Annotated in this window: 12 protein-coding genes; 10 read left to right on the top strand and 2 right to left on the bottom strand. The window is 30.5% G+C overall.

Annotated features, from left to right (window positions below; all coding sequences use genetic code 11):
• Positions 1 to 2522: 2522 nt before the first annotated feature.
• Positions 2523 to 2795: a hypothetical protein gene (locus BUB83_RS02180; protein ID WP_073336577.1), complete on the bottom strand. Its 273-nt coding sequence runs from the start codon at positions 2793 to 2795 to the stop codon at positions 2523 to 2525.
• A gap of 51 nt (positions 2796 to 2846) precedes the next feature.
• Complete coding sequence (locus BUB83_RS02175) at positions 2847 to 3509, bottom strand: DUF4046 domain-containing protein (RefSeq protein WP_073336575.1); 663 nt, start codon at positions 3507 to 3509, stop codon at positions 2847 to 2849.
• Positions 3510 to 3757: 248 nt separating this feature from the next.
• On the opposite strand from BUB83_RS02175, the gene BUB83_RS02170 reads away from it, so the two are divergent.
• From BUB83_RS02170 to BUB83_RS02130, 10 genes are all read left to right on the top strand, one after another.
• Positions 3758 to 4069, top strand: a complete 312-nt coding sequence (locus BUB83_RS02170; RefSeq protein ID WP_073336573.1) for a lamin tail domain-containing protein — start codon at positions 3758 to 3760, stop codon at positions 4067 to 4069.
• 411 nt (positions 4070 to 4480) lie between these two features.
• Entirely contained in the window at positions 4481 to 5446 is a 966-nt protein-coding gene (locus BUB83_RS02165) for a helix-turn-helix domain-containing protein (protein WP_073336571.1), read from the top strand.
• 17 nt (positions 5447 to 5463) lie between these two features.
• The gene (locus BUB83_RS02160) at positions 5464 to 8001 is read left to right on the top strand and encodes a CFI-box-CTERM domain-containing protein (RefSeq protein ID WP_200801419.1); all 2538 of its coding nucleotides are present in this window, start codon (positions 5464 to 5466) and stop codon (positions 7999 to 8001) included.
• Between the two features lie 15 nt (positions 8002 to 8016).
• Complete coding sequence (locus BUB83_RS02155) at positions 8017 to 8706, top strand: vWA domain-containing protein (RefSeq protein WP_073336569.1); 690 nt, start codon at positions 8017 to 8019, stop codon at positions 8704 to 8706.
• Positions 8707 to 8726: 20 nt separating this feature from the next.
• On the top strand, positions 8727 to 9491 hold the full coding sequence (locus BUB83_RS02150) for a vWA domain-containing protein (protein WP_073336567.1): 765 nt from the start codon (positions 8727 to 8729) through the stop codon (positions 9489 to 9491).
• A gap of 58 nt (positions 9492 to 9549) precedes the next feature.
• The gene (locus BUB83_RS02145) at positions 9550 to 10542 is read left to right on the top strand and encodes a PP2C family serine/threonine-protein phosphatase (RefSeq protein ID WP_073336565.1); all 993 of its coding nucleotides are present in this window, start codon (positions 9550 to 9552) and stop codon (positions 10540 to 10542) included.
• A gap of 4 nt (positions 10543 to 10546) precedes the next feature.
• Positions 10547 to 10840: a hypothetical protein gene (locus BUB83_RS02140; protein WP_073336563.1), complete on the top strand. Its 294-nt coding sequence runs from the start codon at positions 10547 to 10549 to the stop codon at positions 10838 to 10840.
• Between the two features lie 41 nt (positions 10841 to 10881).
• Positions 10882 to 11394 carry a hypothetical protein gene (locus BUB83_RS02135; RefSeq protein ID WP_073336561.1) on the top strand — a complete coding sequence of 171 codons (513 nt, stop codon included), beginning with the start codon at positions 10882 to 10884 and terminating at the stop codon, positions 11392 to 11394.
• Positions 11395 to 11864: 470 nt separating this feature from the next.
• Positions 11865 to 12032 (top strand): hypothetical protein, encoded by a 168-nt coding sequence (locus tag BUB83_RS22300; protein WP_207649320.1) that lies wholly within the window; start codon positions 11865 to 11867, stop codon positions 12030 to 12032.
• A gap of 34 nt (positions 12033 to 12066) precedes the next feature.
• Positions 12067 to 12795, top strand: coding sequence for a hypothetical protein (locus BUB83_RS02130; protein WP_073336559.1), 729 nt, complete (start codon positions 12067 to 12069; stop codon positions 12793 to 12795).
• Positions 12796 to 12852 lie beyond the last annotated feature (57 nt).

Below are 12852 nucleotides of genomic sequence, written 5' to 3'. Positions count from 1 at the left end.
TAATATAGATGGCAAACTTTTATTTTTACAAAAGAATAAAGGTAGAAAGGGCACAATAAATATATATCTCCCTTCACTCGAAACATATTTATTGTAAAGATGAAAGCGGAAACCTTTTTATTAATAGATTTGCAAAAACACGCAAACCAATTAATAAAAAGTTGGTTGGACAAGCTTAATAAGCCTTGGTGAAGAGTTAAGGCTTGCCAAGCTTGTCCAACCTAAATTGTATTAAAATCAAAAGATTAAAACCATTCCTGGTATCAAGAGAATTTATCATAAAATTTATATAGTCTAATAGAAGATTATATTTCATCATTAGTAATCAATAGAGTGAATCAAGTATGTTTTTAGTTATACTATTATATTATTAAATATCTAGAAAAGTATTTATATAATTAAAGCAAAAGAGTAGGATATATTAATTATTGTATTAGTCCTATATGGGTTATCATTGCTATAGGAGATTTTAAACCTTTGGGGGAAACATCATGAAAGGGCTGCACCCCAAAAACTTCATTGTTTTACTGAATATCTCTAAGGCCGGCGAAGTCTTCCATACCCCCAACCCCCGATTCCAGACCCCGCCAACCTAAGAGCTATAGCGTCCTCCAAATCGCTTTTCAGGTACCCGCTAGTGCAAGCGAAAATAAACTTTTAGTAATTATAGAAGTGATGTAGTGTCGCAAAATCAAAAGATTAGAAGATTAGAAGATTAAAAGATTAAAAGATTAAAAGATTAAAAGATTAAAAGATTAAAAGATTAAAAGATTAAAAGATTAAAAGAAATAAGGAAATTTTTCTCTGCTCAGCGGTGGGCTATTTAAAAAGAAGGATTTTCTTAGCGGCCACCTATATCGCTCGAAAAAGGAAAATGTGACCCACCCACCCTCCAAAGTCAAAAGATTTAAAGAAGTTTATTTTTAAGAGAATAGATTCTTTTATTTTTTTATAAATATGATTGATGTTTATCAAAGGAATTCATGTATTTACTAAAAAGAATAATAAAATGCCAAATTAATATGTACACTTATGCCAATATTTATATGTACAATGCAACTAGTATTTTTGAATAATTATAAATGAAAGTAAGCGAGGGTATGATCTGCAATATATTGATATTAATAAAAGGCACAAGGAATATATATATCATTCCACTCGCCATTGAACCGCAAAAACACGCTAATCAATGACTCTTTCCATTCTAAAAATATTCCTTGCAAAGATGAAATCTGAAAGTTTATTTTCAATAGATTTGTAAAAAGATACAAACCTATTGAAAATAAACAAGAGATTGGACTAGCAGTAAGCCCTTATGAAAACACTAAGCGCTTACTGCTGGTCCAATCAAAATTAAACCTCCCGCCCACCCAACAGAGAATATCATACTATATTTTTATAGTTCTTCATCCTCCGCAAATTTAAAATCAAATGAATATTGGTCCACTGAATTATGGTATTACTATATATGGCAAACTTTTATTTTTACAAAAGAATAAAGGTAGAATGAGCACAAGAAATATATATCTCCCTTCACTCGAAACATATTTCTTGCAAAGATGAAAGCGGAAACCTTTTTATTAATAGATTTGCAAAAACACGCAAACCAATTAATAAAAAGCTACGGTTGTACAAGCCTTTTAATTGCTAGAAAAGAATATGGTGCTTAAGGCTTGTCCAACCGAATGTATTAGAGTCAAAAGATTTAAAAGAATAGCTGTTCACGTAGAAGTTATTTTATTTTTTTTATACAAATTATTTAATATCATATAGAAGAATTTATATATTTACTTTAAATTAATTGTGATTATTATTTGATTTTTTAGGTGAAGTATTAGTAAAGATTATTTTAAATTTTTGTTGTTTTTATTTAGTTATGTATCTATCTATATTCTTTGTATTAGTGCTATAGGAGATTTTAAAGCATTGGGGGAAACATCTTGAAAGGGCCGCACCCCAAAAGCTTCATTGTTTTACTGAATATCTCTAAGGCCGGCGGAGTCTTCCATACCCCCAACCCCCGATTCCAGACCCCGCCAGCTAAGAGCTATAACGTCCTCCAAATCGCTTTTCAGGTACCCGCTAGTACTGGTTAGTAGGTGTTGTGGCTATTGTGATTTTATTTCGTTGTTTAAATTCAAAAGATTAAATGATTAAAAGATTAAAAGATTAAAAGATTAAAAGATTAAAAGATTAAAAGATTAAAAGAAATAAGGAAATTTTTCTCCGCCCCAGGTTGACAAGCTGGACAAACCTGAAAAAGCAATCAGGTTTGCACAGCTATTGTCCCCCTTGAGCTCCGAAAAAGGATATCTTGGTCCCCGCCCACCCGCCAAAAGTCAAAAGAGTCTAATTTAGCGTGACTTAATGGGGGGTGGACAAGCTCCTTACACTTGAATTCATGTACAAGCAAAACGTCATGTCCATATATCAGCGTAACAAGGCATGTCCACCCCAATGCATTTATAATTAAATATAATACTTTATCAGAGGAAGATAGGGTTTAAGGATCCTAGAAATAGTTAAAGGAACTCTTTTAATTCTTTAATAGTATACTTACTAGACAATGAGGATAATCGATGAATATATAAATCAGTTCGCTTAAGTTTATAAGACTTATCAGTGAGAGATATATTTAATTTTTCTGTTACTAGCCAGTTAAGTGCAGCAACACAATTTTCTTTAGAATCCCAAAAACATCTTGGAACCTTTGGAAGTTCCCAAGCTTTGAATTTATTTGGATAAGCTGAATTTATAGCTTCAAAAGGGCTTGAATTAAAACATCGTTGAAGCATACCATATAGGTTATTTTCTTTATATATTTGCTTGCAATAATTCTCTTTTATTTATTCGTCACTCCATTTTAGTTTATCTTCCAGAAGCCATTTAACAGCTAGAATACCTTCATATTTATTCCAAGAACCATTCACTACATGAGTTCCTAATTCCCATTTCTTAAATTGTCCTGGATAAGTTGATTCCATAGCGATATATAGTGAAGCATTAAAAGCCTTTTTTAGCATGCCTAGTAAATTATTATCTATAAATATTTGATGGTTTAAATTCTCTATAATATCTTCATAGGACCATTTCAGTTTTTCTTCTAGCAGCCACTTCGTGGCTGCTATAGCATTTTCTTTTCCTTTTTCTCCTTGCCAATAATAATTAGGAGCGTTGACTAAATCCCAGGGTTTAAAGTCCTTTTCTGGATAAGCTTTGCTTATAGCTTCAAAAGGACTATCCTTATATTTATTGCAAAATAGACCACCTAGATAATTATCTCTAAAGGTGCTTTTTCTAAGTTTTTTCTTTATATCTTCATCATTCCAGTGAAGAAGATTTTCTATTAAATATCTTATTATCTCAGGAGCATATATTTCACTTTGAGAACAGGTCCAAAAGAAGTTAGGAAATGATTTTAGCTGGCCACTTCTTACTAATTCATAAATTTCTATAGGAGTTAACTTTATAAGATCTTCTTTGCTATAGGTATTTGAGATAGAATTCATTTTTAGTAACTCCCTTCATATTTTTTATACTTTATTATACATTATCATCTTTAAGTTGGATATAAAAGTATATTTAAAAGCAAAATCGAAAGATTAAAAGAAGATGCTTAGAGTGGTGAAAAATTAGTTTTGGTTGTTCTTTTGGGTTTGGTAGGAGAAGAAAGCTTGTCTGCTGTTTTGATTGTTATAGAGTAGTTGATGATAATGATGATAGTAGTTATCCAGATAATAGCAATAGTAATTTACCAGTGGAAACCGCTACTTCTAATACCGGTATTGTTATTTCAGATATTGATAAAGTAGGGGAAATAGTAACTATTAAAAATACTTCTGGAGTGGATGTGAACTTAGAAGGCTGGACTTTAGTTTCAGTTACAGGGGATCAAAGATATACTTTTGGGGATTTTGTCATTAAAGCTGGCGCTTCAATAACTATCGCTAGTGGTAAATCTGAAGGTGATATAAAGTGGTGTGCAGCTAATATTTGGAATAATAGTGGGGACGATTTTGGGGTTTTGATGGATGATAAGGGTAGTGTGTTTTCTTCCTTTGAGGATTAGGATTTGAATTTATAAATATTAAAGAGTGGTATTTTTATAGATTTTCAGTTTAGGTTAGACAAGCTTTGTATGATTAGGTGCATATTGGGATTGTCTTTTTTGCTTAGATTTTTTTATTATTTTGGTTATTTATGAAGACTTATTAAATAAGGTTTTAATAATAAATAAAATATATAATTGGTTTTTATGACATATATATACTAAACATGATATAATTAGACGTTATATAAGTTATTTATTATGGATAGTAAGTAGAAGATGTTATTGTGAATAAATTAGGTTTTATGGTAGTTGTGTTTAATGTGAATGTAAGTGCTTTATTTTTTAAGACGACAAAATTAAATATATTTGTAAAATATATTGACAAATAGATATTAAATTGCTACAATATTGGTAAAAGGTGGTGATTAAATGGTAGATTTTTTCTTAAAGACAAGACAGGAGATGATTCAAGCCTTGCAAATTTCATTAAGAGCCGTTAGGCAATTATTAGGCTTAAGTGCACAAGAATTAGGCGAATTAATAGGTATAACTAGACAGACGATAAATAATTTGGAACTTGGCAAAAGTCAGATGTCTCCCACACAATATATAGCATTATGTGCAGTAATTGACAATTATATATCTGAAAAACCAGAGCTTCTTACAGTAATAAAAGCAGTTTTAAATGTTAGTGTTGGAAATACTGATGGTCAAATTGTTTCTAATGTACATAATTCTTCATTTTTAAAAAAATGGTTTTTTTGTTTTCCTAATGACCATAATGATTTTATTGAGAATATTGAAGGTTCAGGTGAAAAGCATACAAAATTTTTAAGTATGTTGGCTCAAAATTATAAGATATTTGTTGATTGGACTTTTCTGGTTATGCCAAATGCCAATAGTGCATTAGATGGTATTTTATCAGAACTATTAGCTGCTAATAACTCAATAATTGTGCCATTAAGAGTAGTAGAGTATCTACAACAACAAATTCTATCATCTAAGCCAGAAGAGGCACATATTGCTAAAACTGCAATAGCAACAATAAATAAGTACCTAAAGCAAGGAGTTGTACAGATAAGAGGTGAAAGAGAGGATTCAAATGTATATAGCACGTTCATCTCTGTATTTGCAAAGTATAAGTCATCTTATAGATTGTGCTTATTAACTCAAGATGAAAACTTAGCAAAAGATATACAGGCTATGAATGAAAAACAAGAAATGGTAGGGTTTCCAATCATGACAGGTTTTTTATCAGATGATAGTACTATAAAAACCTACAGTGAAAACTTAAAACCAAGTCTATTAGTAGAAAAATATGATATGAAAATGGATGTAAATACAGTCCAATTTGATATGGAGAAAGTTGCTAAAGGATGGGATACAATAGAGTAAAGTAAGGAGTGGGGAATATGTCAATTACAGTTGAACGGATTGCAAAAACATTATCCATTTCGCTGCAAGAAACCATAAAATTATTGGGCGAACAAGGCATTAAAGTTTCTGATGCAAAATCAGTATTAAGTGATAGGGATTTAAACAGGTTGAATGTTGCTATACAAAGAGTTAAGAATGAAAATGTTCAAACTTCAAATGATAATGCTGAAGAACGTGCATTGAATAATTTAGAATACTATTTTTCAAATTATAAAATATTTATCGACACTTGTAGCTTATTACACTTTGCATCAGATCAATTTTGGCTTCATGTGGTACCAATAATACAAAAGACAGCAAATAAAGTAATTATTCCTATTCGTGCTATGGAAGAAATAAAGAAACATTGTACAAATACTGATAAACCAGAATTAAAGAAAAAAGCTCAGAGTGCATTAGAAAATTTAAACAGATTAATATCAGCTGGTCTTTTAGAATTGCGTGGAGAAGAAACTGATAACTTTGCGGATAATGTTTTTCAAGTGGTATTTACAAAATTTAGAATGACACACAAATTGCTATTAATAACACAAGATGGAGATTTGGCTGCTGATATTTACAACCTCAACAATATTAAGTCTGTGAAAGCTAATCCTGTGTACGTTAAACGTATTAATAAATATGGATACTTAAGTAATTTTGACTTTAATCAGAATCAAAGTAAGGAACGTGTAGGGAAGAGTAAAGAAGTTTCAACTAAAAAGATTCAAGAGGAAGAGACTATTCTTGAAAATGAGACATTTGCTTTGTGCAAAAAAATAACCAATATATCCGATGTTAAGCTTCCAGTGTCTAAGATACCTAATGCGGGAGAAAGTGGTTATGTGTTTTCTGGAGAAAAGGAAGTAGAAATAAAACTTATTGAAGCAGTGGCATCTGGTGGTGAGGGGAGTATATTTACAACCAATACACCGTATGTTGCAAAAATTTATAAAAAAGAAAAATTAGATAAAAGAAAATATGAAAAAATTAAATTAATGTTAAGTAGAGATATTAAATGTGAAGGAATATGTTACCCGGTAGCTTGTTTGCATAATAATGACAAGCAGTTTGTTGGATACTTGATGCCAAAGGCTAATGGGAAGGAACTTCAGAAAAGCTTATTTATAAAGCCTCTTTTTTTGAAAAATTTTCCCACTTGGAAAAAAAGAGATGTTGTTGAACTATGTGTTACTATTCTTGAAAAGATAAAATATCTACATGATAGAAATATTATTATGGGAGATATAAATCCAGCCAATATTTTAGTTGTATCACCTAAAGAAGTTTATTTTGTAGATACTGATAGTTATCAAATTGAGGGATTTCCTTGTCCAGTTGGAACAATAAATTATACAGCTCCAGAAATACAACGGAAGAACTTTGATTCGTTTCTGCGCACATTAGGTAATGAAAATTTTGCAGTGGTTACACTTTTGTTTATGATTATGCTTCCTGGTAAACCGCCTTATTCTCAACAAGGTGGAGAGAGTCCAATTGATAATATTGTAAAGATGGATTTTTCATATCCTTTTGGTGAACAATCAAATAAAAAAACACCAGATGGACCTTGGAGATTTATATGGAGCCATTTAACTTATGATTTAAAAGAATCATTTTATCAAACGTTTAGAAAAGATGGGGAAACGAGTACTGAGAAGACTAGATTATCTGTAGATGAATGGTTATCTAAATTTAAGTATTACCTGGATCTATTGGATAGTGGTAAATTGGGTAAGCAAGATAAAATGTCAGAAGAGTTATTTCCTAACAGACATAAGAAGAATCCAAAAGTTACCTATGTAAAATGTACACTTTGTCATAGAGAAGTTCCAGAAGAAACTTGTAGGAATGGCATATGTAAAGAATGCTTAAACACAGGAGAAGTTTATAAATGTAGTAAATGTGGAAAAGAAATTATATACAGCAACTACCAGAAATACATTAAAAATGTAAAAAGACATGATGTGTGTCAAGAATGTTTTGAATATGGAAATGAAGTATATTCAACATATAGTTGTTCTGACTGTGGGAGATTGTTTGAAATAACTAATAGACAATATGACTTCTATCGTTCAAAGGGATTAAATTTACCAAAACGTTGCAATCAGTGTAGGAAAAATAAACAATCTTATTCCAATACATCATCGTACTCATCGCCTATATATTCGAGAACAACTTCTAGTAATTCAACATCACGAAGTAGTGGATCTCTCTGTTTTATTACCACTGCAGTATGTGAATATTTTAATAAATCAGATGATTGCTATGAGTTGACAACACTTCGACAATTTAGGGATGAATGGTTATGCTATCAGCCAGAAGGTAAAAAGCTTATTACAGAGTATTATGATATTGCTCCTATGATTGTTAATAAATTACAAGAATTATCTGTAAAGGATGTAATCTACAATGAACTTTGGAATAATTACATAAGTTCATGTATAAGGCATATTGAAAATAATGAGTATCAAAGATGTAAAGAATTATATATTTCAATGGTTAGTTATTTGAAAAAAATGTTCTCTATATAAGAAAGGTGGTATATTATGTCACATAATAATTTATTAGTAAGACTTGAAGATTTGGTTAATAATCCAACAGCGCGAGTACCAGTATGTCTTTGTTTAGATACTAGTGGTTCAATGGATGGTACACCAATTAATGAGTTAAATGAAGGGGTTAGGCTTTTCTATGAAGCTATACGAGAAGATGAAACAGCGTTATATTCTGCAGAAATTAGCATTGTTACATTTGGAGGGGAAGCTTCATTAATTGAGGATTTTGCCAATATCGACAGGCAGCCAGTTGCACCTATTTTACAGGCTCATGGAATGACGCCAATGGGGGAAGCTGTTAACTTAGCACTTGATTGCCTTGAAAAACGCAAGCAAGAGTATAAGGATAAGGGGGTTGACTATTATCAACCTTGGTTGGTTTTAATGACAGATGGTGCTCCTAATGGAAGTTCTAGTGAATTGTCAACTGCTATACAAAGGACAGTTGAACTAGTTAATGACAGAAAGCTTACAGTGTTTCCTATTGGTATTGGTAAAGATGCTGATATGAACATCTTACAACAATTTTCTCCAACAAGAAAACCGCTTAGACTACAAGGTTTAAAATTTAAGGAGTTTTTTGATTGGCTAAGCAAAAGTGTTTCTAAGACATCTCAATCGACTCCAGGAGAAAAGGTTCAGCTTGATGTAGAAGGTATAAAAGGCTGGGGAGAACTTTAATTATAGAAAGGATGATAAAAATGGATAACAATTTATTATTAAGATTAGAAGATTTAGTAAGTAACCCAACACCAAGAGTTCCTATTTGCTTGTGTTTAGATACTAGCGGCTCGATGGGGGCTGTAACTGGTGAATGTACACCTACTGGTGAGACAATTTTTGAAGACGGTAAGGAATGGACAGTAGTAACTGGTGGAACTAGTAGAATAAGTGAATTGCAAAAAGGTATTGAACTTTTTTATGAGGCTATTCGTGAGGATGAGGTTGCAGTATACTCAGCTGAAATATGTATTGTGGAATTCAATAACTCTGCTAATTGTGTCCTAGATTTTGCTAATATAGAGCGTCAAGGTGAGATACCAGAACTCCAAGCGAGAGGAAATACAGCTATGGGAGAAGGGGTTAATCTTGCACTAGATTTACTGGAAAAACGTAAAGAAGAATACAAAGATAAGGGAGTTGACTATTATCAACCTTGGTTGGTACTGATGACAGATGGCGAAGCAAATGGCTCTGAAAGTGAACTACAGAGAGCAATTGAAAGAACAACACAAATGGTTAATGGTAAAAAGCTAACTATATTTCCTATTGGAATCGGTGAGGAAGCAGGAATGCAGACCTTACAGAAATTTTCACCTAATAGAAGTCCATTGAAATTACAAGGATTGAAATTTGCGGAATTCTTTGCATGGTTAAGTAAGAGTGTGTCTAAGACATCACAATCTACCCCTGGAGAAAAGGTACAGCTAGATGTTGAAGGCATAAAGGGTTGGGGAGAATTATAGAAAATAACAGAGTTATAACAATTATTGTTATAACTCTGTTTGGAAAGGAGTTGTGATTATGTGGAAAGCTGTTAATTATGAAGTGTGTGGAAGGGGTCATGAAAAAACTTCCATGCCTTGTCAAGATAGGACGTTCTATTCTACCAATAATAATGTAAATATAATTGCACTGGCAGATGGTGCGGGGTCAGCAAAACTATCACACTATGGAGCAGAGACAGTAATTAAAGCCGCAAGTGAATTTATCTCAAATAATTTTGATGCATTAATAAGTAACGAAGATGGAAAACAAGTAAAAATAGAAATATTAAATTATTTGTTGGATAGTTTAAAAAGTAAAAGTGTAGAACTAGCATGTGATCTTAAAGAATTAGCATCAACATTTTTAATGGCGGCTGTTAGAGAAGATGTATTTTTAATTAGCCATATAGGTGATGGTGTAATTGGATATTTAAAGGGTTGTGAATTAAAAATTGCCTCAAAGCCTGAAAATGGTGAGTTTGCAAATACTACCACTTTTGTAACGTCTAAAGATGCAATATCAGCAATGAAGTTATTTAAGGGCAATTGTGATAATATTAATGGATTTGTATTAATGTCCGATGGAACAGCAGAGAGTTTTTATTATAAAAAAGATGCTACACTTGCACCGGTTTTAATTAAAATGATGCATAGAAATGCAATACTTGAACATAATAAAATGTTCGAAAATGTTAAACTTAGCTTTGATAGCGTAGTCGTAAATAATACTCAAGATGACTGTAGTATTGCTATTATGTCAAGGAAGTGTGGTATATTATGTGATTATCGATATCTGAGTGATAAAGAAAAATGTGACTTGCTAGGAATTAAATATGGAACTACTAGCTATAAGAAGCAAATTTCTAAATTTGATAATATAGTTGAATTTCTACATACATCGAGAACTTTAGAGCAAGTATCTAGGAAGCTGTATATAAAAAAGAAACATATAAAAAAGTCTCTGGATAGATTGATTAATATGGGGTTGATAACTAGGGTTGGTCACAAGTTTGAGAAGGTGGAGGTATAAAAAAATGTGGCTTTCAGGGTCTTATAAAACAGGTGAAAAGATATTAAAAAACATGACTTGTTTTTCTTTTGAGTTTGAAGAGAATGATGGTGATTTATATAAATTTAAGTGGTCGTTTTATAGTCAATATGGATATATAAATATATCGTTTAGGGAGGGTGAAATTTCCAAAAGTTCTTTAATTGATACGTGTGATGGTAGTAAACATCCCTTCCAAAGGCCATTAGGACTTTATAACGATGATACGTTGTATGGACTTTTCGTAAGATTGATGTCCTCGATAAATATTAATATATAATTTCAAAAAATGAAGATTATAAAGCAAGTGCACTTGGTAAAATGATATTCTTAAATGGAAAAGATATAGAGATATTAGATGCATTTGAACAATCATTTAAAACGTATAGCAATGATATTATAAGATCTTCAGGTAAAAGTTTGTGGGCAGACAAATCATTAATATTTGATGTGTATAAGAATAAACCAAAGCTTGTAGAGGATATTCTTAAAGCCATTGAACATAAATTTAAATATATGGCGAGTATAGATAATCCAGCTAGTTCCTTATTCAAGGATTATTCAGAGATGCTTTTGGCAATTATTAGGCTAAGAGAAGTTGATGGATTTGATATTCTTCAAGCAGGATCAAGTAGAGCATTAAGGTTATCTAAATATATAAAATCTATAGATTGTAGCATCAGTAAGGGAAATGGTTCAGTTAAGTCATTTATTAGATTTGATTTAAATAAACCAGGTAGTTTGATAAATATGAGTGATTTGTCTTATGTGGTAAATGTGTATTTAACTGGAGAAAAAGGTGCTAACTTAATACAAGTTAGAGATATTGAATAATATTTTTAAAATAATTAAATCTAGTTATTATTTCGAGAAGTATCGCTCAATAATTGAAATAGGAGTGCTATCTAATAAATAAGAGTTTCTTAATCAAGCAAGGGGCAATTAAATAAAAGTAAGTCTGTCACTAGAGATTACTCACAAAAATCACTAAAAGTTAAGGCCCATATTGTCACAGTGTATCAATTTGTGAGAACTAAAGTATTAGTATTTAAGTAGTATGAAGTGCAAGTTTAAAACATAAGAATTTCAAAAGATAGGTGCAACTAGAGGCAAAGTTAAAATTAATATAGTTTATAAGAAAATGGAATATGTTTCTATCACAATTAAAAACATATTTTAGCAATAAAAGACAAAATATATAATTGGATTATATTACTTATATAGACTAAAGATGTTATAATTAGACGAATTAAAGTTATTTTTGATAGTTTATCTTCTATCGAAAAGAAATATTGAGAATTACAGTGGAGTATTTAAAAGAATTAGTAATAAATGTTTTTCAAGGTAAAAATCAATATATTGTAGAACAAAATAATTATTATGGGATGCTTGTTTCGTATAATAGGAGAGAGGCAAAAGTAGGAATTGTATTAATTGAGACTACATTTTCTTTTAAAAACGTCGGAATTTAATGGAAATTATACCTAAGAAGGAGTAAACATTACTATGAAATATAATGAATTAATGAATGCACTAAATAAATTAAAAGAGTTTTGTAATAAGAATGTTTTGAATTTTGTAGTAGTTGGGTCAGTTGGATATAAAAACGGAGAATCAACGGAAGATTGTGATGATTTGGACTGTGTAATTATATATGATGATGTGTTTAAAATAGAATCTTTTCCGTATATTGGTGAAAAATTATATCATTTATCAGTGGAATCTTTGAAAAATAATGAAATTGATTTATTTGCTACTAAATTTAAAATTGGTGAAGTGAAAATATCAATTGATTTTATAAGTATAGATTATTTTGATAAATTGGCTAAAGGTAAACCATGTGAAAAATCTGAATTTTTAAGAAAAATGACGGATGCAGAAGAACGTCCTATAAATGAATATTATGATTTTTACGGAAATCAATTGATTTATAATAAAACAAAATTGAAAAGTGATAAATTTAATATATATATATTACCTAAATTTATTTATGAAAAAGATATTTTTTATTCTGGTGTTTTACATAATAAATTTATGTATAACCCACAATTTCTAGTTGTGAAGAATAAAGAAATATTAGATTTACATGGGAAATTATTAAAAAACTATGTGTCCTTTTATAATTTACAAAAACAGAGAAAAGAAAAAATAGATATAATAAAATCAGTTAGAAACTGGGATAGGTTTTCTAATGAAAGTAAATATTTTATTAATAATTTATTTCAACTAGAGTAGTTGAAATAAATTATTAATATTATGTAAAATAGTTAAGTTTCATATCTTTGATAGATC

Origin of the sequence: Clostridium grantii DSM 8605 (assembly GCF_900129965.1) — a bacterium.
Taxonomy (GTDB): Bacteria; Bacillota; Clostridia; order Clostridiales; family Clostridiaceae; genus Clostridium_AF; species Clostridium_AF grantii.
This window is presented reverse-complemented; position numbering and strand designations above follow the sequence as displayed.